General features: G+C 49.6%; 23 protein-coding genes. 13 read left to right on the forward strand and 10 right to left on the reverse strand.

The annotated features are described in order from the left end of the window. Positions 1–76: 76 nt before the first annotated feature. Positions 77–1,204, reverse strand: a complete 1,128-nt coding sequence (locus tag P40081_RS13195) for a saccharopine dehydrogenase family protein (protein ID WP_042135997.1) — start codon at positions 1,202–1,204, stop codon at positions 77–79. A 128-nt stretch (positions 1,205–1,332) separates the two neighbouring features. Between P40081_RS13195 and P40081_RS13200 the strand changes: the two genes are divergently transcribed. Next, on the forward strand, positions 1,333–2,394 hold the full coding sequence (locus P40081_RS13200) for a helix-turn-helix transcriptional regulator (protein ID WP_052421808.1): 1,062 nt from the start codon (positions 1,333–1,335) through the stop codon (positions 2,392–2,394). A gap of 510 nt (positions 2,395–2,904) precedes the next feature. Here P40081_RS13200 and P40081_RS13205 read toward each other — a convergent pair. After that, positions 2,905–3,447, reverse strand: a complete 543-nt coding sequence (locus P40081_RS13205) for an NADPH-dependent FMN reductase (RefSeq protein WP_042135999.1) — start codon at positions 3,445–3,447, stop codon at positions 2,905–2,907. 456 nt (positions 3,448–3,903) lie between these two features. Here P40081_RS13205 and P40081_RS13210 point away from each other — a divergent pair, with 456 nt between their 5' ends. The 3 genes from P40081_RS13210 (at position 3,904) to P40081_RS13220 (ending at position 8,374) form a co-directional block, all read left to right on the forward strand. Next, positions 3,904–4,950 carry an aromatic ring-hydroxylating oxygenase subunit alpha gene (locus tag P40081_RS13210; protein WP_042136001.1) on the forward strand — a complete coding sequence of 349 codons (1,047 nt, stop codon included), beginning with the start codon at positions 3,904–3,906 and terminating at the stop codon, positions 4,948–4,950. Between the two features lie 305 nt (positions 4,951–5,255). After that, on the forward strand, positions 5,256–6,260 hold the full coding sequence (locus tag P40081_RS13215; protein ID WP_042141049.1) for a phosphotransferase enzyme family protein: 1,005 nt from the start codon (positions 5,256–5,258) through the stop codon (positions 6,258–6,260). A gap of 239 nt (positions 6,261–6,499) precedes the next feature. Next, positions 6,500–8,374, forward strand: a complete 1,875-nt coding sequence (locus tag P40081_RS13220) for an LTA synthase family protein (RefSeq protein ID WP_042136002.1) — start codon at positions 6,500–6,502, stop codon at positions 8,372–8,374. Between the two features lie 65 nt (positions 8,375–8,439). Here the strand turns inward: P40081_RS13220 and P40081_RS13225 are convergent, their stop codons facing one another. Together P40081_RS13225 and P40081_RS13230 are read right to left on the reverse strand one after the other, a co-directional pair. Next, positions 8,440–9,045: a histidine phosphatase family protein gene (locus P40081_RS13225; RefSeq protein ID WP_042136004.1), complete on the reverse strand. Its 606-nt coding sequence runs from the start codon at positions 9,043–9,045 to the stop codon at positions 8,440–8,442. Between the two features lie 175 nt (positions 9,046–9,220). After that, positions 9,221–10,186, reverse strand: a complete 966-nt coding sequence (locus P40081_RS13230) for a quinone oxidoreductase family protein (RefSeq protein WP_042136006.1) — start codon at positions 10,184–10,186, stop codon at positions 9,221–9,223. A gap of 138 nt (positions 10,187–10,324) precedes the next feature. Here P40081_RS13230 and P40081_RS13235 point away from each other — a divergent pair, with 138 nt between their 5' ends. Next, complete coding sequence (locus P40081_RS13235) at positions 10,325–10,804, forward strand: MarR family winged helix-turn-helix transcriptional regulator (protein WP_231575348.1); 480 nt, start codon at positions 10,325–10,327, stop codon at positions 10,802–10,804. Between the two features lie 135 nt (positions 10,805–10,939). Here P40081_RS13235 and P40081_RS13240 read toward each other — a convergent pair whose 3' ends face one another. The 5 genes from P40081_RS13240 to P40081_RS37535 all read right to left on the reverse strand — a co-directional run bounded on the left by P40081_RS13240 (position 10,940) and on the right by P40081_RS37535 (position 15,419). Further along, entirely contained in the window at positions 10,940–11,563 is a 624-nt protein-coding gene (locus P40081_RS13240; RefSeq protein ID WP_197074355.1) for a lysophospholipid acyltransferase family protein, read from the reverse strand. 113 nt (positions 11,564–11,676) lie between these two features. Beyond that, positions 11,677–12,471, reverse strand: coding sequence for an ABC transporter permease (locus P40081_RS13245; protein WP_042136007.1), 795 nt, complete (start codon positions 12,469–12,471; stop codon positions 11,677–11,679). Position 12,472: 1 nt separating this feature from the next. Then, on the reverse strand, positions 12,473–13,270 hold the full coding sequence (locus tag P40081_RS13250; RefSeq protein WP_042136009.1) for an ABC transporter permease: 798 nt from the start codon (positions 13,268–13,270) through the stop codon (positions 12,473–12,475). Then, the gene (locus P40081_RS13255) at positions 13,267–14,253 is read right to left on the reverse strand and encodes an ABC transporter ATP-binding protein (RefSeq protein ID WP_042136012.1); all 987 of its coding nucleotides are present in this window, start codon (positions 14,251–14,253) and stop codon (positions 13,267–13,269) included. Before P40081_RS13255 ends, P40081_RS13250 begins: the two co-directional genes overlap by 4 nt. 137 nt (positions 14,254–14,390) lie before the next feature. Beyond that, complete coding sequence (locus P40081_RS37535) at positions 14,391–15,419, reverse strand: ArsR/SmtB family transcription factor (protein WP_052421809.1); 1,029 nt, start codon at positions 15,417–15,419, stop codon at positions 14,391–14,393. Positions 15,420–15,624: 205 nt separating this feature from the next. Here P40081_RS37535 and P40081_RS13265 point away from each other — a divergent pair, with 205 nt between their 5' ends. The 3 genes from P40081_RS13265 (at position 15,625) to P40081_RS13275 (ending at position 17,772) form a co-directional block, all read left to right on the forward strand. Then, on the forward strand, positions 15,625–16,395 hold the full coding sequence (locus P40081_RS13265) for a hypothetical protein (RefSeq protein WP_042136014.1): 771 nt from the start codon (positions 15,625–15,627) through the stop codon (positions 16,393–16,395). A gap of 125 nt (positions 16,396–16,520) precedes the next feature. Then, positions 16,521–16,865 (forward strand): ArsR/SmtB family transcription factor, encoded by a 345-nt coding sequence (locus tag P40081_RS13270; protein WP_042136016.1) that lies wholly within the window; start codon positions 16,521–16,523, stop codon positions 16,863–16,865. Positions 16,866–16,908: 43 nt separating this feature from the next. Beyond that, the gene (locus P40081_RS13275) at positions 16,909–17,772 is read left to right on the forward strand and encodes an aldo/keto reductase (protein WP_042136018.1); all 864 of its coding nucleotides are present in this window, start codon (positions 16,909–16,911) and stop codon (positions 17,770–17,772) included. Positions 17,773–17,884: 112 nt separating this feature from the next. On the opposite strand, the gene P40081_RS13280 is transcribed toward P40081_RS13275, so the two are convergent. Next, a complete protein-coding gene (locus P40081_RS13280) occupies positions 17,885–18,328 on the reverse strand; it encodes a MarR family winged helix-turn-helix transcriptional regulator (RefSeq protein WP_042136020.1) in 444 nt (147 codons plus the stop codon). Between the two features lie 108 nt (positions 18,329–18,436). On the opposite strand from P40081_RS13280, the gene P40081_RS13285 reads away from it, so the two are divergent. From P40081_RS13285 to P40081_RS13305, 5 genes are all read left to right on the forward strand, one after another. Next, positions 18,437–19,408 carry an aldo/keto reductase gene (locus tag P40081_RS13285; protein WP_042136022.1) on the forward strand — a complete coding sequence of 324 codons (972 nt, stop codon included), beginning with the start codon at positions 18,437–18,439 and terminating at the stop codon, positions 19,406–19,408. Between the two features lie 180 nt (positions 19,409–19,588). After that, a complete protein-coding gene (locus P40081_RS13290) occupies positions 19,589–20,251 on the forward strand; it encodes a TetR/AcrR family transcriptional regulator (protein ID WP_042136024.1) in 663 nt (220 codons plus the stop codon). Beyond that, positions 20,235–21,542: an MFS transporter gene (locus P40081_RS13295; RefSeq protein ID WP_042136026.1), complete on the forward strand. Its 1,308-nt coding sequence runs from the start codon at positions 20,235–20,237 to the stop codon at positions 21,540–21,542. The genes P40081_RS13290 and P40081_RS13295 overlap by 17 nt, the downstream gene beginning before the upstream one ends. Next, complete coding sequence (locus tag P40081_RS13300) at positions 21,527–23,845, forward strand: ABC transporter permease (protein ID WP_042136027.1); 2,319 nt, start codon at positions 21,527–21,529, stop codon at positions 23,843–23,845. The genes P40081_RS13295 and P40081_RS13300 overlap by 16 nt, the downstream gene beginning before the upstream one ends. Positions 23,846–23,854: 9 nt before the next feature. Then, complete coding sequence (locus P40081_RS13305) at positions 23,855–24,613, forward strand: ABC transporter ATP-binding protein (RefSeq protein ID WP_197074392.1); 759 nt, start codon at positions 23,855–23,857, stop codon at positions 24,611–24,613. The last annotated feature ends 47 nt before the right edge of the window (positions 24,614–24,660 follow it).

Here is a 24,660-nt window from a genome sequence, read left to right on the forward strand (position 1 = left end):
ATTTAAGATGTTTGGCGGACGGGTTAATGATTCATTTTATTGTAGCGAATCGCATCATTATTTGCAAAAAGAGAATCTATCGGACAGTACTCCGCGTCCAGAAAGTGACGCCGTTCAGAGGGGAGGACATACTTACGCCGGTTCCGGCCTTCCCTGCGGATACCAGTGACAGACGGTTCCCGTCCGGCTGAAGTGTGAATAACTGCTCAATATGATAGACACCTGGCGGAGGTGCAGATTCGTAGAGGTTAAGGATTACACCAGCGGCAGTTATTGCAGTAATGTCTGCTTCATGTACACCTTCTACTCCATATTCTATTTGCATGGGCTTGCCGTTTTTCAACCCATAGGCATCCACTTTAACCGCGAAGCGTGCCGAGCCGAACCTGAATTTGCCGAAAGCCCGGACAGCAAAGTTACGGCAGGTTCTGTTCCGCAGCAGCGCAGGCAGACCTAATCTGCGCAGCACAGCAACAGCGGAGGTAGAGATGCGGGAATCGAAGCAGAGCCGGGTGGAAACAGATGGAACGCCTAAAGTTACAGGCAGAGTCTGCTGATCAGAGAAGGGAAAGCGGTAGGCTGTCCGGGTCCGCAGATCAAAGCCGAAGTCGGTGGACTTGCTCCCGGTGAAGCTTGAAGCCGTGCGCGCTTTGCCGTGTTCAGTAATCTCAAAGGCTGCACCCAGATTATCCACTGTCCACTCCAGTGCAGCTTGTCCGTGACTGTCTCCAAGCCCGAGCATTATGGAGATGTCAACGGACTCGGTATGCTCCAGTTCCTGCATGGCCCGTGCCGCGAGCAGGTTGGTCAGCCCTGGAGCCAGGCCGACACTCAGCAGGGCTGCAGCCTGGAGGCCATTCTTCACCGGGTCCAGCTTCTGCAGCTTGCTGAGGAACTCGCCGCTCGCCGAGACATCTACATAATGCGTGCCGCTCTGTAAGCAGGCTTCTGCCAGCCGGGTATCCTGCTGGTCCAGGCACATCACAACCAGCTTCACCCGTTCAAGCAGCCTCTGGTCCAGCGGCTCCTCTGCCGCCAGACGCAGCGGCTTCACATAACCGCCGGTACTCCGGGAGAATTCTTCGGCACGTTTCAGGTTTCTTCCCGCCGCATAGACCTTCCCGGGATGCTTCCCGCCAAGAAGCCGGCAAATCTGTGACCCGACATGACCATAACCGCCGATGACTATAATATCTGTTTTCATTGTATCTTCTCCGTCCTTGAATATTGAATGTAAGCTTACCTGCGATATAATAGGAATTATGTTTCATTATCGGGATTTCAAGGACGGGAGACCATCCCACATATGTGGGATTTAGAGAGGACACCAAGATGAACGAGGCGATGAAAAGCATTCTACAGCTGGACCCGGCCCGGGGCTGGAGAGTTATGAATTCACAGCAATACAGGGAAGCGGTTATTGCTAAACTCCGTTCTATTATCCCGTTTGCCGCGGCCTGCTGCACAACAGTAGATCCCCATACGCTTCTAACCACCGGGGCGGTCACGGAGCAGGGGCTCGCAGCTGTTCACTCTGTATTGTTCGAATATGAATATCTGCATGAGGATTATATGAAGTATGAGCACTTGGCTGAGGCGGAGCTTCCGGTAGCCTGCTTAAGCGGAGTTACCGGCGGAAGTCTTGAGAAGAGTGAGCGTTACCGCAAAGTACTGCAGCCTGCCGGGTTCGGAGATGAGCTGCGCGCAGCGCTCATGGCAGGCGGGGTCTGCTGGGGCTTCCTGACTCTGTTCCGTCCGCTGGATAGCCATCCGTTTCAAGCGCAGGAATGTGCCGGGATCGCATCCGTTGCTCCGCTGATTGCTGCCGGGCTGCGCAGTTACGCCACATCGCAGCCCGGCAAGGATTCGGACAGCGGGGCGCCGGAAGATAACGGAATTATGATGCTGAATGAGCAGCTTGTTCCGCTGAGTGCGAATGCAGCGGCGAATTATTGGCTGGAGCAGATGCGGCAGTTCGAACGTCTGGATGCGGGAGTATTGCCGGGGCCGGTCCGGGCCGTTTGCTTACGGGTCGTAGCGGAGGAGAGAGCTTCCGGTACTGTCCCTTCAAGCGCTAAAATATGCCTCCAAACCGGAGATGGGACCTATCTGACCGTTACAGCCAGCAGGCTGGACGGTCCGGAAGGCATGCTGGCCGTTTCATTTGTAAATGCCAGATCCTCCGATGTATTCCGCCTGCTGGCCGATGCCTTTACCTTAACCGCACGCGAGAAACAGCTTGCAGAGATGCTGCTGCTGGGGTTATCCACCAAGGAACTGGCGGAGTCGCTCCATATCTCTGCTTATACCGTTCAGGATCACCTGAAGTCAATCTTTGCCAAAGCAGGCGTGTCCAGCCGACGGGAGCTGATCAGCAGGCTGCTGTCACGATAAGAAGAGCGGGGGTCCTGATGAATCATCTTAAAGATAGGATTAGACTTGTGCGTATGGATGGAGGTATCGGCTGAACCTATAATTTCGGACCGGATACAAAATTGTTGTATAAAATACAGCATCTTCCTCATGATTACGGCTCCAATCCAATAATGTTGTACAAAATGCAGCAATTCTCCTCCACCATGCGGTTTAGCGGGACAATTGTTGTATTTCTTACAACAATCGGCCTGAACACCCGGGTATATACCAATACAAGTTGCAAAACGTGCAACATTTATGTCTACAAAGCTTTTTATGTCTACCAAGTAGTCTCCATTCTGCCGGCGCCATTCCCACAGTGCTTGGAGCAACAGTCTGTTCGCGCAGCATTCTCACATAGTTCCGCTATCAATCTATCAATCCATCCATCCATTTCAATGTAAAAAGGGGTCTCAATAGCCATTTCTGGCGGTTGAGACCCCTTTATTCCTTTATTAATGATAATGATGCGTTGCCATTACCCTTTATTTACTGACGCAAAGTCTTCAAGGCGCCGCTCCAGGCCAGAACCTGATCGAGCATGGCGTTAACGTTGGCGGTATGCAGATCAGCCGGTTTGAAGACGGAGCCGTTCTCGAAGTCAGTGAACAAGGAGAGCAGAGGGTGTACGCGGACATCCGCTACGGACAGCTCGCCGAGAATTCCGCGTAAATGCTCAGCGGCGCGGACGCCTCCGGCTGAACCATAGCTTACGATACCGGCTGCCTTGTTGTTCCATTCTTCACGGGCGGAGTCCAGGGCATTCTTGAGTGCTCCGGTAAGACTGTGGTTATATTCCTGTACGATAAACACGAAGCCGTCCAGTGTTGCCAGCTTGGCTGCCCACGCTTGGGCTTCCGCATAGCTGTCGGTTTCACCGAGAAGCGGCAGTTTGAAGTCGGCAATATCCACGATCTCGTAATTGGCATCTCCGCGTGCATCTGCAATACCTTTCACCCATTCGCCTACCTGTGGGCTAACGCGGCCTTGGCGGGTACTTCCCAGAATAATTCCGATGTTTAATGTTGTCATTGTAATTCCTCCTCGAATGTGTTGTAAGTTTTTTGAAGTATCTCTTATGTTTTTATTATAGCTTATAACTTAAATAAAGCAAGTTATTTTTAGAAACTATTATTAGGCGAATCTTACTAGACCGATATACTTGAAAAGACAGATATAATTGAAAGCACCCGTTCATCAGTGTGCAAAGCGGTACCATTCACAATGCTGTATGTATTGCAGCTTAAGGTAGCGCACCTGTTAACTTTTGCGGAGGATGGCCTGAATATACATCTATTAAGGTTTTGCCCCCATTATGTCATGATGCATAACATTGACAGGTGTATTTTAGGCGAAATTACAAAAGGAATGGATTTGTAATTGATTTTAGTAGCGAAATCAGTTTAAAATATACACAACAAGTTAGTTATTCTAACATATAATTAAATCATCTTATGCATTCATAGCGAATTGAGAGGTGGAGCGGTCATGATAGAGGAAAAGAAACGGCAGGAACAACTGGAGCTCCCGCGTGATTGCACCTTCTCGCCAGAAGACTGGCGCATACTGGCCCAGTATTGGTACCCGGTGGCGGCCGCAGATGAGGTTCAGGATAAACCTGTTCCGGTGAAGCTGCTGGATATGAAGCTGGTATTGTACCGCAGCGAAGGCAAGGTGGTCATTGCCCGGGACCTCTGCTTCCACCGTGGAGCGCCCTTAAGCAAGGGCTGGGTTGAGAACGGTGAGATTGTCTGCCCTTATCACGGTTTCCGGTATAACTGTGAAGGAAAGTGTACGGCGGTGCCGGCGCATCCAAGCAGCAAGATCTCACCCAAATTGAAATTGATTGTCTATCCCGCCGTGGAGCGTTATGGCCTGATCTGGACCTGCCTTGGTGGCGCGCCGGAGCAAATCCCATCTTTTCCGGCCTGGGATGATCCCGACTACATTAATATTCTAATTCCGAGCTTTGATATTGCCGGTTCCTCCGGGCGGCAGATGGAAGGCTTCCTGGATGTATCGCATTTCGCTTACGTGCATACGTCAACCTTCGGTGACCGCAACAATACAGAGGTCCCCCAGTATAAGGTATGGCGTGAAGGGGATACGGAGCTGGTAGCGGAGTATTGGAGCACGGTCAGCAACTACGGCAAAGGACAGGAGAACCCTGCACCCGAAGGGTTCATGTGGCTGCGTGAGTTCCGCGTCTTTGCCCCGTTCGCCGCTTCGCTGACTGTCTATTTCCCGGATGAGGGCAGGCTGAAGATTCTGAACTGTGCATCCCCGGTATCTGCCCGCTATACCCGGCTGTTCTGCCCGATCTCCCGTAACTTTGACAAGAGCGCCCCTGTAGAGGATACGATCAAGTTCAATCTGCAGGTGTTCCAGGAGGACGCGGAGATGGTGGAGTCGCAGACTCCGGAGGATCTGCCGCTCGATCTGCAGGCGGAAGCCCATATCCCGGCAGACCGGACATCGATTGCCTACAGACAGCTGCTGACCAGCCTGGGACTGGGCAAGAATTATACGTCTTAACCGCAGGTGTAATTCCTTCATAAGATTGTTTGTAAGTGTATACTTTCGCAAAATAAAAAAAGCAGCCCTACGGTCAGCGAATGACCGGGGCTGCTTTTGTTTGTGTCTAGAATGAAATAAATAACAGTAAAGTTTGAATATATAAAAACTATCCATGGAGCTTGAGTGGTTGCTTTAGGTAAAATATGGTGGTTGGGATTCCGGTACAGGAAATCGCCGCGCAAATTAGATTTGGAGGAGATATTATAAACTATATTGAGGTTGCCCAAAAAAGTACTGCACACTTACTTCCCCTGGTATCAGAGTTGTACGGGTTATACGGCTATGAGTTCGGGCAGATTGAGGCGCATGAGGGTGGGCGTAATATTGTATACACCTGTGAAAAAGCAGGCGCCAGCCCCAAAATACTCAGGTTCGCTTTCCTGCCTGACCGGAGCCGCGACGATTTCCTGGGTGAACTGGAGTATGTCCGCTACCTGTATGAGCATGGAGGCAGCGTCGCGAATGTGATCAGCTCCCGGAACGGGAATCTGCTGGAAGAGATTACTCACGATAATCACAGGTATTTTGTCAGCCTGTTCACTAAGGCCGCAGGAAAAATGCTGGTGGAGCATCATTACCGGTACAGGGAAGGTGTGCCCATTACCGAATATTATTATAACTGCGGTAAAGTACTGGGGAAACTGCATCAGTTATCCAAAGAGTACACGCCGGTCCATCGCCGGTATAGCTTTTTTGACAAATACAATCCCGCATATCTGGATGAGCTGATTCCTGAATCCCTGGCCTTGCTTAAGGGGAAGCTGATTGAGCTGCTTAGCACCCTGCGAGAAGTGGAAGCGAACGGGGAGACTTTCGGAATGCTTCATTTCGATTACAATGACGGGAATTATTCAATAGATTATGATACCGGACAAATTACCGTATACGATTTCGACAATTGCTGTTTCGGCTGGTATATGTTTGAGCTGGCAGCTCTCTGGACACATGGAGTGGGCTGGATACAATTTGAACCCGATCCCGGTAAACGTAAGGAATTCATGGCTGATTACTTTGCAACCGTTCTCGCAGGGTACAGGTCAGAGACCCGGATTGAACCAGCGGTGCTGGATCAGTTGCCTTTATTCATCCAAGTTACCCTGATGGAAAGTGTTGTGGATGCCTTCGAGGTCATGCGGAATAACGGCGGGGAACCGGAATGTGGCGGGCGGCTGTCTTTTCTCATTAAATGCCTGGAAGACGATATTCTATATAACGGATTTTTCGATGAGATTTACTCGTGCGACGATCCGTTCGAGTATGAAGGATGAAACAGATGCCGTCCCTTGGAGGACGGCATTGCCGTTTTTACCCGCCTAATTAAAATAGGTTGATAACCTACGTAATTTGTGCTTTAATTCAGTAGTACAATTTATGCCTACAACAAATGTGAGGAAGTGACCAATCGTTAGTCCTTCTATGGCAACAGCTGGAGCAAAGACCTCTTGTTATGCATATTATTGAAACGTGATGTAATTCTTTCTGAAATACAAGGAGCTAGAGACTACTTATGAAAAAATCATTTGATATCCGCAACAAGCCTATATTGCTGTTTACTTTTCTCTTGCTGCTCAAGAGTGGGGTGGCGTGGTATGTTGTTTTTAATGACGGGCCTAACTGGGGCACCATGTTTACGGAAATTCCATTTTTCCTCATTGTATTCAGTCTCATCGAGTGGCTGGCACGCAAGCGGAAGATTCTCTATTATATGGTGGCCAATCTTTTTATAACGGTCATTTATTTCGCTGTGCTGATGTACTACAAGTATTATGGCGTCATTGCGACATATCATGCGCTGCAGCAGGCCGACAAAGTTACGAAGGTTGGGGAGAGCACCTATTCCCTCATCACTCCTTATTATCTGTTTATCTTCGTGGACGTCGTGTTCTTCCTGTTCCTGATGTTCCGGCCGAAATATATTTCGCGCTGGAAAGAAAGAGGTACCGTGCGGATGAGCCGGCCGGTGCTGACAGTGATCACTGCTGTCTCCATCGGACTGTGTATCTTCAATATCTGGCCGAACCATGCGAGCATGAATGAGATCAAGAAAGCCGAGAGTATGGGCATCCTCAACTACGAGGTATATACCCTGTTCGCAGATTCTACGGAGAAGGAAGAAATCATCGACAGCAAAGAGATTACGCAGACGGCTGTGAATGAATTGAAAGGCATTACCGTGCCAGAGTCCCCCCAGTATTTTGCTGCCGACCAAGGCAAGAATCTGATCGTGGTCCAGATGGAATCCTTCCAGAACTTCCTGGTCGGCCTGACCATTGACGGACAGGAAGTTACGCCGAACATTAACAAGCTTGTGAAAGACAATACTTATTTTAATAATTTTTATACGGATGCGGGTCAAGGTACAACCTCGGACGCGGAGTTCGTGGTGAATACTTCTTTTTATGTGCCCAAGAATGAGCCGGCGACTTCTTCCAATTATATGAACAAAGCACTGCCGAGTCTGCCGGGTCTGCTGAAATCAAACGGCTATCATACGTATACCTTCCATACCAACAGCGTGGATTTCTGGAACCGCAAAGAACTCTATGCAGCCATCGGATTCGATAAGTATTATGATCAAAGCTTCTATGGGGACGATGACCATATTGCTTTTGGTTCTTCAGACGAAGTGCTGTTCGCCAAAACCGTACCCGAGCTGGCCGCTCTGGATGCGAAGGAAGAGCCGTTCTATGCCATGGTAATCTCCATGAGTGCTCATCATCCTTTCCGTCTGCCGGAGGATAAGCTTAAGATGACTCTGCCTGAGCAGTATCAGGGGACCTTGCTTGGCGACTATATCCAGTCCCAGAATTATGCGGATTATGCGATGGGGCAGTTCCTGGATGAACTTAAGGCCAGCGGAGTGTGGGACGACAGCCTGATTGTATTTTACGGGGATCACCAGGGTGTACCGCTCTATGCGCTTGGCGATAACGAGAAGGATTGGCTGAAAGAGCTGATCGGGTATGAGTACGGTTATACGGATATGTTCAATATCCCGTTCATTGTGCACTCTCCGTCCGGAACGCTGCCCGCTGTAATTGAGCATACCGGAGGACAGATTGATATTCTGCCGACTGTAGCCAATCTGCTGGGCGTCTCCGTGCAGAATCAGCTTCACTTCGGGGAGGATCTGCTGAATCAGGAGACCAATCTGTTACCGGTCCGGCACTTCCTGCCGACGGGCTCTTTTATCAATAATTCAAGTATTTATGTAACCGGAGAAGCCTACGCAGACGGAACCAACTTCAGCCAGAAGGATAATTCTGTGATTGCTGGCGGATCGACTGAAGCGCAGTTCAATAACGTGCAGAAGCTGCTGAATATGTCTAACAGTTACCTTGAGCAGCTGCCGGACCGTCCGGATGTTCAGTCAGAAGAATAGGTTTAGGTTTGAAAAAAGGCAGACCCAAAAGCCGTAATGGCTGGCGGGTCTGCCTTTTTTGTAAGCTACACAGTATAATTCTCCAGGGAAACGATCCATTTGCCGTCCTGATGCTCGATGGTGTGCAAGCCGGTATAGGAAGCCGGGAATTTACTGCCGCGGTTGTTCCAGTCTAATTCTTTTATAATATGATAGATAATATTAATGACTCCGCCGTGAGTAACAATCATGAGGTTACCTTCCGGATGGCGGTTGGCCTGTTCTTCGCATAAGCGGCCGAACGCTTCCTTGATACGTGTGAAGAACTCCAGCGGGCTTTCGCCGCCGGGATAGCGCTCGTCCATCCGTAAACCGGAGAAATACAAACCCGGAAACCGTTCATTTACGATTTCGTTCGGCATGCCGGCGATCACGCCATTATTCATTTCCCTCCAGTCCATACTGCGCTCGAGCGGCAATCCGAGCTCTCTTGCCAGCTCACCAGCCGTATCCAGAGCCCGCTGCAGATCGCTGCTGACAATACGCTTTATGTTAAATGAAGACTGGTTATCTTGAAGATAGCGGCCGAGCTTCTCGGATTGTCGGTAACCTTGCGTGATAAGTCCCCGCTGGCTCCATCCGCCACGGAATCCTTCATCATCTTTGCCGTGTCTTACCCAATAAATCGCCAATTTTCCTTCGGCCTCCTGTTCTGTAGAGAGTAAGCATGCTTCCTTATGCGGGATGCCCTGCTAAGTTTATCACTCACTTTCCAGATTTATCAAGAGGGGAAGTTACAACCGGGATAACAAAGCTTGACAAAAGCCGGACACGGGCCTGCTTATACAATTCAGGTCAGGGAATTACTTAATTCGCCGGCGTGAATACTACCCGCTGCTGACTGCCTGCCGGAGTATTCCACACTTCTTCAATCTTGGACAGCGGAAAAGCAATAGGGTTCGCAATGAGCTTGCCTCCAGCAATCGCATCGATGAGCGCCGGGAATTCGGCCAAGTATCCGGCTGGAGTCACAGACCCTTGACCGCTGCCGATGATCTGGAAGTTGGCCGAGCGGAGTGCGGCAGAAGGGATAGCGGCATCTGCTCCGGCAACGGAACCAATCTGGATCCAGGTCAGCAGCCGGCTGCGGTCAGACCGGCGGGTCAGCAGCGGAATCATAGCCAGTCCGGCAGGCTCGCCCCACAGATAGTCAAGAACGATATCCACTTCCGAAGCCGCCTCGCCGAGGCGCCGGGCAGCTGCTTGCGGATCACCCGCAAGTGACACCGTTACATCCGCGCCAAGCGGCGTAAGCGAACGGAGACGCTCCGGGTCCCGCCCGGCAGCGATAATCTGACTGGCCCCCATAAGCTTGGCGATCTGGACCGCCATCTGTCCGGAATTGCCGGTTGCTCCCAGAATGAGAACCTTGAACCCCGGCTGTGCCTGAACCCTGCGGCGCAGGGTCACCCAGGCTGACATGGCCGGATTCATAGCGGCAGCGATGAGCACAGGATCGGCATGAGCGGGAATTGGCACACTGCGCCGCAGGTCAATTACAGTTTTGTCGGCAAAAGAGCCTAGAGCAGTATCTGTTGTAACGAAATAGACCAACTGACCGTCCGGCAGCCTGCCTACCCCGTCAACACCAGGGATCAGGGGTAATTCATCCGTACTGGTGTAGTGAGAACCATTGGCTTGTGCCCGTACCCGGAGATGCAACCCGGCTGCAAGCACATCAACTAGAGCTTCATGTTCTCCAGAGGGAACCGGAGTATCGTGAATTTCATATTTCGGATCTGAATCGAAGGATCGTACAACAACAGCATACATAATATTGGCCTCCATTTGCCCCATGGGCGAATTTTGTTTGTGACACAAACTAAAAAGTTTGTAATACAAACAATATAGTTTGTTTCACGTACAAAGTCAACGGCGATTATGATACAATGTGGACAGCAGGTTAGATAAATGATGAATTCCGGAGGGGCGAATATGAGCAGTTACGATGATTCTTTTGATAAACTGGATGATCTGTCGATTGTGGACAGTCTGGTGCAGCTATCCTTCCTGATCCAGAACATTCTCGCCAGAATAGGGGCGGAGCATGATCTCTCGATCATTCAGATCCGTCTGCTGGGTATCCTGAGGGACCGGGAACCGGGTATGCTGCAGCTGGCCAAGCATCTGGGACTTGATAAATCCAGTATTACCGGACTCGTGGACCGTGCCCAGCGCCGCGGACTGGTGGAGCGGACCGTGTCACCGGCCGACAAGCGGGGATTCAACGTGAGGGCAACTGCGGCAGGGTGGCAGATCATTCATGAAGTCGGAGAGCAGATTGAACGTCAGATTACGGAGGTAACCGCAGGTCTTACTGAAGCGGAACGTGCACAGACTATTGCTCTTGCCAGTAAGATTCTGATTACTGCGCCTGGGGCGAGTCGCTGAACAGAAAGAAGGCCATCCGCAAAGGATGGCCTTAGAAATTTCAAAGGATAGCTCAGATTATTTATAGACTCCCCGATAGCCTTCGGGTAATAATTCTGCTATTTTTTTCATTATGTATGAGAGGGTGGACTCTTCTTATTCTTTTTTATCCTGCTCCTTCGCCCGCTGAAGCAATTCGAATTGTTGTCCGATCTGGATATGCACATCTGCCTTATTGAACGTTTCCGCCTTCATATCGCCATCTTGATGAATAGGTAAAAGCTTCTCTGTCCCATATAACCCGACAGGTACAATGGGAGCTCCGGTTAATCTTGCTATAAGAAGGATACCTTTCTTCGCTTCAATCAAACTGCTGGCTCTGCTTCGGGTTCCTTCCGGGAAGATCAGTAAGCTTTCCCCTTGTTTAACAAGCTTGATTATCTTTTCGAGACCCTCTTTGTCAGCGGTATTGGGCTTAATAGTTGTAGTCTTAATTACATTAACACCGATGCTGGTCACTGCATTATTTGACAGCTTTTCACCTGCTACAAAAGTCGGATCAATCGCTTTTAGAGCTTTGTCCAGCACTAATCCATCCGAATTGCTTAGATGATTACATACAAAAATAGTCGGTGTTTGTATTTCTTTTAAGTTTTCACTGCCGGTTATATGTATATTTGCATATTTGTTCAGGTAATTATTTATAATATTTCTCGATATGGATGTGACCCATTTATCCGGCAAAAAATTCATGATTCTTGCCGCTGTAGCGGTAATCATATACGTATCCCCCCAATATTCACCTGCATCAAGGATACCATATCCTGACATGAAGATTAATGTCTATTGGAAGAACGAATAAAGGCCGCCATCACTGGAAGCCTCTATGTATCCTACTCCATCTCCATAGTGCCTTTAACCCTTGCTAAATATTCAGCATAATAGAACAGCAGTATACCCAGGAGAAAAAATCCGCATCCAAGCAAACCCTCTTCGGCCATCCGGGTAAGGATGGTTGTAAATTCATTATCCCCGGTACGAATAAGCAGTTTTGTCGCTTCTACACCTCTTGTCAGCGGGAAGAATTCAGATAATGTGTACATCCAGTCCGGCATATAAGAACGCGGGAAGCTGGCTCCGCTGAACAGGAGCAACACGCTTGCAAGCAAATTGGACCAGATATGCATCGAAGGCGACCAGAGCGCAAAGCTTGAGATCACAAACCCAAGTCCGCAGGCGGCGGAAATGGATACGGTCCACACGAGGCCAAGCCATGCAAGCTGCTCTCCCGAGAAGGTAAGCCCAAAGATCAGCATTCCGAAAGCGAGTCCAAGTGCTGCCGTGAACAGGCCGCTGACAATATGAAAGATAGCCCGGGCAAAGAAGACGGCTATTTTGCTGGCAGGGCTTGCCACTACCAATTGCAGTGTACCCATCTGGCGGTCAGAGTTAATAACGGTCATCATGCCGAAGACAGCGTTCATCACGCATAACAGAAGCGCATTCGAAACCACATAACCGGCAAGATTGCTTCCCTGGAAAGCGTATTTGGCCAGCATTGCGAAGAAGAGCAATTGGCTTAACGGGTTAATGACCATAACCATCAGGTAGACACCGGGATTAAGCCAGCCGAACAGTGCTTTGAACGACAGGTGCGCATGCCGGTAAAACCGGGCAACAGATTCCATTTTAGAACACCCCTAAATTTCCATTTATTCTGGCTCGTTTCTCTACAAGCCGGTAGTAGGCAAGAGAAATAACGAGATAAAAGACGGTTAACAGCAGCAGTACTCCCCAAGCAACAACAAGCTCATCCTGTTTCATATCCTTCCTGCTAATGATTCTTAGTAATTCAATGGCCCAAGTAGGGGGCAGCACCCAGGATAAAGGCTTGACCCAGTCTGGAAGTACGGAGACCGGAAACATAAAACCGCATATGAGATACACCGGATATTCCAGCATGTTCATCAGGGCATAAGCCTGACGGGACAGCGTAAAAGACATGGCCAGAAAGAAGGAGAAGACCGACAGTGCGCATAGGACAAATAGGTAAGCAAGTATGAATTGCAACGGATGCCCGATAATCACTGGAACGCGGTAAATGACGATTAAATAAAAATAAGAAATCAGCATGGATAATATTCCCCATAGAGTGTTGGCAATAATTTTGCCGGCCAGCGTAAGCCCGAATGGGGTAGGGGCTGTGAACAACAGCTCTAAAGTTCCATAGTACTTCTCACGGTTAACATCACTGGCGGAAGAGAATACGATGGAGGACCAAAGGGTAATGAACCCGGAGCCCAGCACAACATACTGAAAAATTTGCTCCGCAGAGGAATTTCCATATACCAATATCGCTATGGTCGAGAACAGGAATGGCATCAGGAAGATAATAAACTGGAACATTGGACGGGCGAGCGAGAGCTTCATATGTACTTTAATCGTATGGAGTAAGGATCTCAGATCCGGTGTAAGGGTGTAACTCATGAGGCATCCCCGCCTAATATTTGAATATAGACATCCTCTAAAGTAGGCGTTGTAATCGACAAATTCGCCATTCTTACCGGGCCTGCAATATGATACAGCTCCATGATGAGCTCTTGGGGAAGTCGGGTTTGAATTCGCAATCGCAATCGCTGCAGCTGCTCCGGCTGATCAATTTGCAGATGGAGGGTTGCCGGATGCGCCGTGATTATCGCCTGTTCCTCCTCCGTAAATTCAGTGATGCTGCAGGTTACAACGGAAATTTGATCGATTCGCTTCTTAAGCTCCTCTGGAGTGTCCAGTACAGAAATCAGCCCTTTATCTATAAAAGCTATCCGGTCGCAGAGCTCATCCGCTTCAGGCATGTAATGCGTAGTGAGCAGAATCGTCGTACCTTGCCGCTTTAAATGATGCAGAATATCACGCAGCTGCCTTGCGCTCACCGGGTCAAGCCCGATCGTCGGTTCATCCAGGAACAGAATTCTCGGCTCATTCACCAGACCGCGGGCAATCTGCAGCTTTTGCTTCATGCCCTTGGAGAAGGTTTCGACTCTGCGGTGGGCAACTCCGGTCAAACCTACCAGCTCCAGCAATTGTGGAATCCGGCTCTTCTGCACCTGGCGGGGGACTTTATATAAATCTGCAAAATAAGCGAGATTATCATAGGCCGATAACCGCCAATACAGATTGCGCTCTCCACCGAGAATAAAGTTGATCTGTGAGCGCAGCTTCTTGAATTCCTTCACAGGGTCAAGCCCGAGAATACGGACCTCGCCGGATGTCGGCGTTAGCAGCGTGGTCAATATTTTTATCGTTGTTGTTTTACCAGCGCCGTTCGGACCTAATAACCCGAGAATCTCCCCTTCACGCACAGAAAAGCTGATACCCTGAAGAGCCTCGACAACCTTTCGCTTTCTTCTGAAAATGCCTTCCTCGGTTTGATAGGTCCGCTTCAAATTATGAACCTGGATGATCTCTATGCTCATGTAAGATAACCACCTTTATAATATAAGATAAACGTCTAATATTAAAATACCATCCCATTTCTATTTTAGGCAAGTACATTTTTTATGATGAAATGAAAAACGACCACCCGGTTAACGGGTGATCGTCTAATTTACAGCTATTCCATTTGCACAAATGAACTCAGCTCTTGCAGCAGCCTGTTGAACCTGGAATGATCAAGCTCGAAATATTTAATGTTGCCAACCTTCTCCTCAACGATCAGACCGGCTTGCTTCAATATTTCCAAATGATGCGAGATTGTCGCAGTCGTTAAATCGAGTGTGTTCGCAAGCCTTGCCCCGTACTCCTTATGCTGATGCAGAATTCGCAGAATCATAATGCGGTTACGGTCGGATAATGCCTTCAGCTGCTTCTCCAGCTCCAGGCTCCGCTCCAGGGTATTCAATGGAGTGTTATAACAGCCATAAATGACGATGCAGGTATGATTATCGAATATCCGGATATGACGGGGAGTCAGGAAATAGGAAGGGATGAAGTAGAACGTCTGATAGTTACTGACTCTGCGAAACGATTTTTCCATCAGCTTTTGCGCCAAGTGAAGCGGCTCCAGCCCGAAAGCCTGGGCTTCTTGGATGGCAGCTTCATATAAACCTTGCTTAGTGTTCAGGTGCTCCTGAAAGACAGCCGAGGTTGTTATCTCCTGCAGCAAGAGATTGATGGATACACGAATCGGCTTTATATCAGTGAACATGACCTTTATAAATTCCGGCTTATCGCCAAACATGGAGGCCGGATTAAGGCCAAAATCAGCAGTTGTATCCGGATGGAGCAAAGCTTCAGCAATCTGCTGCTGTGGCACTTCCCCGCCAAAAATATAGAATAGATAAGACTCGTCAGACAGCCCGGAAATTTCATCCAGGAATAAAGCCATATCATTGAAATGGGGAAACGGAATAAAAAACTCATACAGGTACATGAAATCCCAACGGCTGCTTATTCTCCAGTTAGTAATAAAGGCAATGGCCTCAGCAGATAACGCTTGATGCAACAGCTCATGCTCATGCTGTGCATAGGAATGCTGGTCAGCCTCGGTATAACTTGATAATAATGCAATAGCTTCCGCTACAGAAGAGATTGTATGTATAACTGTCTTAGTAATGCTGTTCTCACTCTGTTCGAGCGCCAATGGACATCCCCCTTTACTCTCATTTCAACATAAGAGATGAAACTTCTTTTGTCAAATTGCTGGTGCGCGCTTATATCTTGACAGCAACAATTCAAACATGATAACTTTACGGTAGATTAATAAAGGCAATGTAACCTAAGGGTTCAACCTCGCTGAGAAGTGGGGTTGGGCCCTTTTTGCATTGGCGGACCAGAGGAGGATTCATATGCGGAGAACAGAATTGCTGCTGCAGCGGCTGGACGAAATCGGCAAGTCACTGGAGCGTACGGGCGATGCTCTATTATTATTAGGTGTTGGTTCCGTTGGGGTCGAGACGGCACGGATGGATGAGTACTCAGATTTGGATTTCTTCGTTATTGTGAAGCCGGGAGTGACCCGGAGATATATCGACCGGTTGGATTGGCTCGAAGCCATACAGCCTCTTGCCTATGCTTTCAAGAATTCGGACCTTGGATATAAGGTGTTGTTCGAGGATGGGATTTTCGCGGAATATGCTGTATTCGAGGAATCGGAGCTGGCGGACGCCGCTTACACGGAGGGCCGGGTGATATGGAAGAACCCCCTGTATGCCAATACGGCAATCGCCAGACCTTTAAGACCCCTCCCTTCTCCGAAGGAGGATTCCCTGGACTTTCCTTTGAACGAAGCCTTAACCAATCTATACGTAGGCCTCGGACGTTATGCAAGAGGTGAGCGTCTATCCGCTACGCGGTTTATTCAGGGATATGCTATTGACAGGATTCTGTCTGTACTCCATCTGCTGGAGGACGAGGTTGATTATTATCCCGACCCGTTTGGAAATGAAAGACGGCTGGAGAAGAGATACCCCCGTTTTGCAGAGATTATCGGCGGGATGATTCAGGGATACGATCATGTGCCCGAATCGGCACTATGCATTCTGGATTTCTTGGAAGAGGTGTATCCGGTCAATCCAAGGTTAAGTGATGAGATCAGGCGGTTGGCCAAGCTAATGTAAAGTAACGGACTTGCTTCCTGTTATGGGAAAGAAAGGTTCTTGAATTTCTTTCCCGAAATGCAGCCGGGGTGGAATTTGTGGTATCTTATTTCCGTCCAAAGAAATAAACGATTAAATGAAAAGGGATGATTTCCGTAGACCAGGAACTTGTGGCGGCTCTTGCCACCGAATTTAGGAACTCGCTCAAGGTGCTTAACGCGGTCGGAGATGAGACCCGGCAGGCCATCCTGATGGCCTTGCTTCAAGGGCCGCAGAATCCCGGTATGCGTGTAGGTGAGATAAGGGTGGAAACCCACTTATCCCGTCCGGCCGTTTCGCATCATCTGAAAATCCTGAAAGAGGCACAGATTATTAGCGTCCGGAAAGTAGGAACACGTAACTATTATCGTCTGGACACCGGAAGCAAGCTGATGTTGTTGAAAAGCTTAGTAAGCGAATTGGAGAAGGCCCTTGCACAATGTGACAGGTAATCATCGGAGCCGTAATCCGGAAGAGGAAGGGAGGGGACCGTCAATGAATCAGACAGTTCAAGCGGTGAACGGAGTAAACATTCCCCAACTGGGGTTTGGCCTGTATAAGATCAAGAATGGGGAAGCCTTTGAGCAGACGGTAGAGAATGCTATCCGGAGCGGGTACCGCCATTTCGATACAGCGAAAATATACGGTAATGAAGCGGCACTGGGCCGGGTCATCCTGCACAGCGGCATTGACCGTGAGGAGTTCTTCATTACCTCCAAAGCCTGGACGACGGATCTTGGGTATCATGCGACGAGAAAGGCGTTCGAGCAGACTTGCCGGAAGCTGAACGTAACGTATCTCGATATGTATCTGATACATTTCGCAGGCCCTCATTATGTTGAGGCCTGGAAGGCGATGGAGGAGCTGTACGATGAAGGCAGGATCAAAGTCATAGGTGTTGCCAATTTCGGTATCCGGCATCTGGAGCAGCTCAAGAAGAACGCCCGGATCCTGCCGATGGTGAATCAGATCGAAACTCATCCGGAGTTCCAACAGAACGAATTGTATGACTATATGGTTCAGAACCGGATTCTTCATGAGGCGTGGGGGCCGCTCGGGCAGGGAAGCAAGGTGCTGCTGGAGCATCCGGAGCTGACAGCCATCGCTCATGCTCACCGCAAGTCGGTTGCGCAGGTCATTTTGCGCTGGCATCTGGAGCGGGGGAGTATTGTTATACCTAAGTCGTCCAATCCGCAGAGGATCCAAGAGAATAGCGAAATTTATGACTTTGCACTGAATCGGGAGGAAATGGAACGAATCCGGAGGTTGGACACGGGGAAGAGATATTCCGTAAACCCGGCAGGTCTTATGGTTAATCCGGTGTACGTGACATTCATGAAGCTATTCATTCCAAGGTGACTCCGCATATAGACAATGCGCATAGAGAAGAGGCCAGCCCGCGAGGGGGTGGGCCTGGAATTTCCCGTGAATTACCCGTAATGATGTATTGCGGCAGCCGTATCTTAAGCAGTCAAGGTGCTTTCGTTCTCTCCGCCAGTGAAGCAATCGACTCCATGTCCTGATCGGTTAACTGACTCAGGAAATGCCTGCGTATTGCCTTGGAGACTACAGGAAGGGCTGCCTCCAGGGCGGATCGGCCGGCAGAAGTAATGATGATTTGTACACCCCGGTCTGTGTCCAGCGGTTTTCTTAGTACGAGACCCCGTTTCTCCATCCGCGTCAGATGATGGGATAACCGGCTTTTATCCCAGTCCATAGAGTCAGCCAGCTCCTGTTGGCGAAGCTTGCCCTCCCCGAATTGTACTAACCGGTCTAATACTCCGAAATCGCCCTCGGATAGCCCGGTATGCTCAGACATCTCTTTCACAACCCGGCCGAAGATACGTTTGAAGGAGCCTTTCCACATATTCCATAATTGCATTTCATCTTCGTTTAATTCGCTCATTTTGTCCATAGAAGGATCATAGCACGGTTGACGTATCAACCACAAGATGCTATTGTATGTTTGTTGGTTGATACGTCAACCTAAAGATTCATAAACATATAGGAGTGTGACTATTCAATGGAATATGTGAAGCTTGGACGAAGCGGCTTGGATGTATCGAAGTTAAGTCTTGGAACCATGAGCTTCGGGGTACCTGAACGCGGCAATACCCCGTGGTCGTTGAATGAAGAGAACAGCAGACCGATTATTAAAAGAGCAATCGAATTAGGCATTAATTTTTTCAGTACTGCTAATATGTATTCCGATGGTACCAGTGAAGAGATTCTCGGAAGGGCCATAAAGGATTTTGTCCGCCGGGACGAAGCTGTGATTGCCACGAAGGTCTTCGTCCCAATGCGTAAGGGTCCGAATGCTATGGGGCTTTCCCGTAAAACCATAATGACCGAAATTGATAACAGTCTACGACGGCTTGGAACAGACTACATTGACCTGTATCAGATTCATCGCTATGATCCGAATACGCCGATTGAGGAGACGATGGAGGCTCTCCATGACTTAGTAAAGGCTGGCAAGGTTAGGTACCTTGGAGCATCCTCCATGCTGGCATGGCAGTTTGCGAAGGCGCAGTCCACCGCAGAGCGAAACGGCTGGACAAGGTTTATTGCTATGGAGAACAGACTTAACCTGCTCTACCGGGAAGAAGAAAGGGAAATGCTCCCGCTATGTAAAGATCAGGGGGTAGGGATCACACCTTATCTGCCTCTGGCTGCGGGCCGGTTAACCCGGGATTGGGATCAGCTCACTGAACGATCAGAGAAAGACCAGATAGCCAAGGCGATGTTCACCGGAACGGAGGAAGCGGACCGCAAGGTTGCCCAGAGAGTTGCTGAGGTTGCTGCGAACCGTGGGCTTCCGCGCGCACAGATTGCGCTTGCCTGGCTGCTGCATAAGGAGGAGGTTACAGCTCCGGTCATCGGGTCTACCAGGATCGGCCAGCTTGAAGATTCGGTTTCGGCATTGTCTGTTCAATTGACACCTGAAGAAATCACAAGCCTGGAAGAACTTTATATCCCTCATCCATTCATCTAAACAGCCTGAAGTTTTAATTAAAATGTGATTCCCGCTATATTTGCAAGAAGAAGGGCGCCGGAGCTGCGCCCTTTTTTCCTGTTTGTAACATTTTTAACGCGACAGCTCTGCAAAAGCATGTTATTCTATAATCAATTACCGACAGACAGTCGGTCGGTACAACTTAAGGAGAACTAAACTATGAGAATTGTAAAAGAAGCCGAAATACGCAGAAATGAAATTCTTGACGCAGCGGAAGAGCTTTTCGGCCAGAAGGGCTTTGACGGAACCAGCACGGGCGATATTCTGGGCAAGGTCGGGATTGCACGGGGGACGCTATATTATCACTTCAAGTCCAAGGAGGATATTATGGATGCGCTGATTGAACGGACGAATGCCAATATTCTGGGGGCTGCGCAGCACATTGCCGCTGACAAGAGCATACCTGTCATTGACCGGATTCTCCGCGTGGTTATGGCATTGAACATTAGCGGCGGAAACGGAAGCAGCACGGAAATCATGGAGCATATTCACAAGCCGCAGAACGCGCTTATGCATCAGAAGATTCAAAAAGCGATCATCAGCGGTGTTCCGCCGATCCTGACACCGATTATCTGCGAAGGCATTGAGCAGGGAATATTCAACACCCAGTACCCCTATGAATGTATGGAAATGGTTGTGATCTATGCGAACACGATTTTTGATGATGACATGGTTGAAATGACGGATGAGGTACGCATGTCACGGGTACTGGCGTTTATTTCGAATGTAGAAAGGCTGCTCGGGGCCGAAAGCGGAAGTCTGATGAGCGTAATGCAGATGTTCGGTAACGGAGAGGAAGCCAGAGATGAAGACGGCGAATAGATCCGGCAAAGGGTTCAGTAAATTTCTGCTGCTCTGGTCAGGGCAGCTGATTTCAGCAATAGGAAGCGGGCTTACCTCGTTCGGGCTGGGGATTTATATTTTTCAGCAGACCGGTCAGGCATCCGCCATGGCACTGGTAACTTTGCTGGCGTTTATGCCTTCGCTGCTGTTGAGTCCGCTAGCGGGGGTGCTGGCGGACCGCTATGACCGCAGGCTGCTGATGGTACTGGGCGACAGTCTTTCCGCAACAGGACTTATTTTCATTCTAATCTGTTTACTGAACGGAGAAGCGCAGCTGTGGCAGATTTGTATAGGAGTGACTATTAGCTCGGCGTTCTCCTCGCTGCTTGATCCGGCTTACAAGGCTACGGTTACGGATCTGCTCAGCGAGGAGCAATACACGAAGGCTAGCGGTTTTGTTCAGGTGGCCGGTTCGGCCAAATATCTGATTTCGCCTGTCATCGCCGGATTTCTGCTCGTTGTTTCAGATGTGAAGCTGCTGCTGGTCATCGACATCTGCACATTTTTCGTAACTGTTGCTGTAACACTTGCTGTACGCAGCGGTCTTTCCCCGAAGAGCTCCGGGCAGGCACAACCCTTTATCCGTGAATTCAAAGACGGCTGGAGAGCTGTTTCCGGTAACCGGGGCGTGCTCGTGCTTGTGGTTATGACCTCTGTAATGACATTTTTTATTGGTTTCATTGAGACCCTGTCCATGCCGATGATCCTGACTTTTTCGGACAGTGCGGTATTAGGGACGCTTGAGACTATTATTGCTTCGGGGATGCTTGTGTCGAGTGTGATCATAGGAATGCTGCCGATGAAGAAGGGTTTTGTCAAAATCCTGTCAGTGTCGCTCTTTTGCTCGGGAATAAGTATGGCGGCTTTCGGACTCCGTGAGAATATTGTGCTGCTTGGCATTTCAGGATTTCTCTTTTTTGCCATGCTGCCATTCACGAACACAGCCCTGGATTATCTGGTTCGCACCAACATCGATAATTCCGTTCAGGGAAGAGCCTGGTCACTGATTGGACTGGTGTCACAACTGGGGTTTGTCGCCGCTTATACGCTATCCGGTGTGCTGGCTGATTATGTGTTCACTCCATTGCTGGTTACAGGCGGAGTGCTTGCAGGCAGTGTGGGGAAGGTCATCGGCACAGGCAGCGGACGGGGCATGGGACTGCTTATTATTATCGCAGGGCTGCTGTTAAGCTTAGCCTCGCTCATCATTTATCATTTGAAATCAATTAGAAGCCTTGAGAACAGAGGTGACATATGTACTACCGAATAATCCGGAATGATATTCTCAAAAGCAAGGGGATTACCCTGACCACGATGATATTTGTGGCTGCCGCAGCAATGCTGGTTTCTCTGTCAGCAATTCTGGTCGTCAATCTGTCCGGGGCCATTGATACGCTCATGAAGCAGGCCGGTACACCGCATTTCATGCAGATGCATTCCGGTGAACTGGATAAGCCGCGGTTTACCGCCTTTGCCGAGCAGAACAGCAAGGTTGACGAATTTCAGGTGCTCGATTTCCTCAATGTTGAAGGTACGAGGATTGTGATTGACGGCCAATCGCTTGCGGACAGCGTTCAGGATAACGGCTTCAGCACGCAAAGCGGGAAATTTGATTATCTGCTGGACCTGGACGGGAACGTGATAACGGCAGCCGACGGTGAGGTCTATGTTCCGGTTACCTATATGAAGGACGGCTCAGCAAAGGTTGGGAGTTCGCTCGCAGTGGCCGGCAAGACTCTCACTGTAGCAGGTTTTTTGCGTGATTCACAGATGAATTCGCTGCTTGCCTCGTCCAAGAGATTCCTCGTCAGCGAGCATGATTATGCAGAAATTAAGGATTCAGGAAGCACAGAATATCTGATTGAGTTCAGACTCAAGGACTTGTCCATGCTTGGCGCATTTGAATCAGATTACACTGCAGCTGGTCTTGAAGCCAACGGACCGACCCTAACCTATCCGCTATTCAAAATGCTTAATGCCATATCCGACGGACTCATGATTGCGGTCATCCTCCTGGCAAGCGTGCTGGTGGTTGTTATTGCATTTATGTGTATACGCTTTACGCTCCTAGCAACCATAGAAAGTGATTACCGCGAGATCGGTGTGATGAAAGCCATCGGATTACGTGTATCTGACCTGAAGAAAATCTATCTTGCGAAATACGCAGGTGTGGCGGCGCTGGGCAGTATTCTCGGATTCGCGCTTTCGTTCGTATTCAGAGGTCTGCTGCTTGAGAATATCAGGTTATACATGGGGGAGAGTGAGAACTCTGCGCTTGCCTTAGGCTGCGGGGGCATTGGTGTTCTGCTTGTATTCCTTGCGGTTACCGCTTATGTGAATAGGGTGCTTACACGCTTCCGGAAGATTTCCCCCGCAGAAGCCATCCGCTTCGGTACTTCCCAGGAACAACCGGCGGGCTCGAAGCGTTTCAATCTGAGCGGGAACCGGCTGCTGAATACGAATGTTTTTCTAGGCGTCAAGGATGTCCTGTCGAGGAAAAGTCTATACGGCACAATGCTCGCTGTACTCGTGATCTCTGCATTTATTATGATTGTTCCCCAGAACCTCTACAACACGATTGCCTCCAAAAGCTTCATCACCTACATGGGAATCGGGGACAGTGATCTGCGCCTGGATATTCAGCAGACCGGTAATATTGCCGGGAAGGCGGCAGAGATTGCACAGGCTATGGAGCAGGATGCAGCCATCTCCCGCTATGCAGTGCTGACAACGCAGGCTCTCAAGGTAAAGCTGGAGGATGGATCGGAGGAACGGTTAAAGGTTGAGCTTGGCGATCATTCGATCTTCCCGGTGGCTTATTCCCAGGGAAACAGACCGGCTGCGGAGCATGAAATTGCCCTCTCCGCTGTGAATGCGGATGAACTGGGTAAAAAGACCGGAGATGCTCTTAGCTTGATGATCGACGGGGAGGCCAGGGAGCTCACGGTAAGCGGCATTTATTCGGATGTGACCAATGGCGGGAAAACAGCCAAAGCGGTGTTCACTACGAGATCGGCTGAGGTTATGTGGTCCGTTATTTATGCGGAGCTTGCAGATCCGTCGCTAACCGGCAGCAAGGTAACCGAATATGCGGACCGCTTCAATTATGCGAAGGTGTCGGGCATTGATGAATATGTTACACAGACCTTCGGCGCTACCATCAGCTCAGTCGGTAAGGCCTCCCGGGTAGCCATTGCCGTGATGCTGTTCATCAATGTACTGATAACGCTGTTGTTTATGCGGATGCTTGTGGCCAAGGACCGGCATTCCATTGCCGTCATGAAGTCACTCGGGTTTACAAATTCGGATCTGACTGTACAGTATTTCTCACGTTCGGTATTCGTGCTGCTTATCGGGATGGTTCTCGGCACACTGCTGGCAAACACGCTCGGGCAGGTACTTGCGGGGGTGCTGATTTCCTCGTTTGGAGCTTCATCGTTCAAGTTCGTAATCAATCCGCTTTCGGCGTATGTGTTATGCCCGCTGATGATGGCAGGCTCAGTGCTGATCGCCACGATTACCGGTACAGCAGGAACAGGGCGAATTCAAATATCCGGGAATATTAAGGAGTAGGTTATGGAGATGAAGAAGATGATTACCGGTATAAATATAACCAAACATTACGGCACCGGTGATGACAAGCGTAATGTTCTGGGCGGAGTGTCTATCGAAATTAAAGAAGGGGAGTTCGTGTCGGTTATGGGACCTTCGGGCTCAGGCAAGTCTACTCTGATGTTTGCGCTGAGCGGAATGGAGCGGATTGACGGCGGACGGGTTACTTTTGACGGCAGGGATCTGGGGACACTTGCGGAGAATGAGCTTGCTGACCTGCGCAGAACGGGAATGGGCTTTGTGTTTCAGCAGCCGACATTAATGAAGAACTTGAACATCCTGGATAATATTATCCTTCCGTCCATGCGTGACAACAGGCGCAACGCAGCAGGGATTACAGAGAAAGCAAGACAGCTTATGCAGAAGGTGGGAATCGCGGAGCTGGCGAAGCGGGATATTACGCAGGCCTCGGGAGGGCAGCTTCAGCGTGCAGGGATATGCCGCGCATTGATGAGCAGCCCGGGCATTATTTTTGCTGACGAGCCGACCGGTGCGCTTAACCAGGCAGCGGCTCAGGGCATAATGAACCTGCTGTCAGAAATTAACGCGGAAGGTACTGCGGTCATGCTGGTCACTCATGATGCAACGATTGCTGCGAGGACGGAGCGGATTATGTTCATGTGTGACGGCAGAATCGTCAGCGAGATGCGTCTGCCGAAATATAGCGGCAAGGACATAGAGGGCCGGGTGGAGATGATTACGGTGAAAATGCGGGAGATCGGGATTTAGTGATCGCAAATGAACGATTAGGGAGGGCTGTACGTATTATATTTATT

The sequence above is a fragment of the Paenibacillus sp. FSL P4-0081 genome (genome assembly GCF_000758565.1).
Classification (GTDB): domain Bacteria; phylum Bacillota; class Bacilli; order Paenibacillales; family Paenibacillaceae; genus Paenibacillus_AQ; species Paenibacillus_AQ phytohabitans.

Coding starts and splice junctions, on each gene's coding strand:
- P40081_RS13275 (WP_042136018.1), top strand. CDS start 16,909: ATGAATCAGACAGTTCAAGCGGTGAACGGAGTAAACATTCCCCAACTG.
- P40081_RS13285 (WP_042136022.1), top strand. CDS start 18,437: ATGGAATATGTGAAGCTTGGACGAAGCGGCTTGGATGTATCGAAGTTA.
- P40081_RS13230 (WP_042136006.1), bottom strand. CDS start 10,186: ATGTATGCTGTTGTTGTACGATCCTTCGATTCAGATCCGAAATATGAA.
- P40081_RS13255 (WP_042136012.1), bottom strand. CDS start 14,253: ATGAGCATAGAGATCATCCAGGTTCATAATTTGAAGCGGACCTATCAA.
- P40081_RS13280 (WP_042136020.1), bottom strand. CDS start 18,328: ATGGACAAAATGAGCGAATTAAACGAAGATGAAATGCAATTATGGAAT.
- P40081_RS13235 (WP_231575348.1), top strand. CDS start 10,325: ATGATGAATTCCGGAGGGGCGAATATGAGCAGTTACGATGATTCTTTT.
- P40081_RS13305 (WP_197074392.1), top strand. CDS start 23,855: ATGAAGAAGATGATTACCGGTATAAATATAACCAAACATTACGGCACC.
- P40081_RS13205 (WP_042135999.1), bottom strand. CDS start 3,447: ATGACAACATTAAACATCGGAATTATTCTGGGAAGTACCCGCCAAGGC.
- P40081_RS13265 (WP_042136014.1), top strand. CDS start 15,625: ATGCGGAGAACAGAATTGCTGCTGCAGCGGCTGGACGAAATCGGCAAG.
- P40081_RS13295 (WP_042136026.1), top strand. CDS start 20,235: ATGAAGACGGCGAATAGATCCGGCAAAGGGTTCAGTAAATTTCTGCTG.
- P40081_RS13300 (WP_042136027.1), top strand. CDS start 21,527: ATGTACTACCGAATAATCCGGAATGATATTCTCAAAAGCAAGGGGATT.
- P40081_RS13195 (WP_042135997.1), bottom strand. CDS start 1,204: ATGAAAACAGATATTATAGTCATCGGCGGTTATGGTCATGTCGGGTCA.
- P40081_RS13240 (WP_197074355.1), bottom strand. CDS start 11,563: ATGATTACCGCTACAGCGGCAAGAATCATGAATTTTTTGCCGGATAAA.
- P40081_RS13200 (WP_052421808.1), top strand. CDS start 1,333: ATGAACGAGGCGATGAAAAGCATTCTACAGCTGGACCCGGCCCGGGGC.
- P40081_RS13250 (WP_042136009.1), bottom strand. CDS start 13,270: ATGAGTTACACCCTTACACCGGATCTGAGATCCTTACTCCATACGATT.
- P40081_RS13270 (WP_042136016.1), top strand. CDS start 16,521: ATGATTTCCGTAGACCAGGAACTTGTGGCGGCTCTTGCCACCGAATTT.
- P40081_RS13245 (WP_042136007.1), bottom strand. CDS start 12,471: ATGGAATCTGTTGCCCGGTTTTACCGGCATGCGCACCTGTCGTTCAAA.
- P40081_RS13210 (WP_042136001.1), top strand. CDS start 3,904: ATGATAGAGGAAAAGAAACGGCAGGAACAACTGGAGCTCCCGCGTGAT.
- P40081_RS13220 (WP_042136002.1), top strand. CDS start 6,500: ATGAAAAAATCATTTGATATCCGCAACAAGCCTATATTGCTGTTTACT.
- P40081_RS13290 (WP_042136024.1), top strand. CDS start 19,589: ATGAGAATTGTAAAAGAAGCCGAAATACGCAGAAATGAAATTCTTGAC.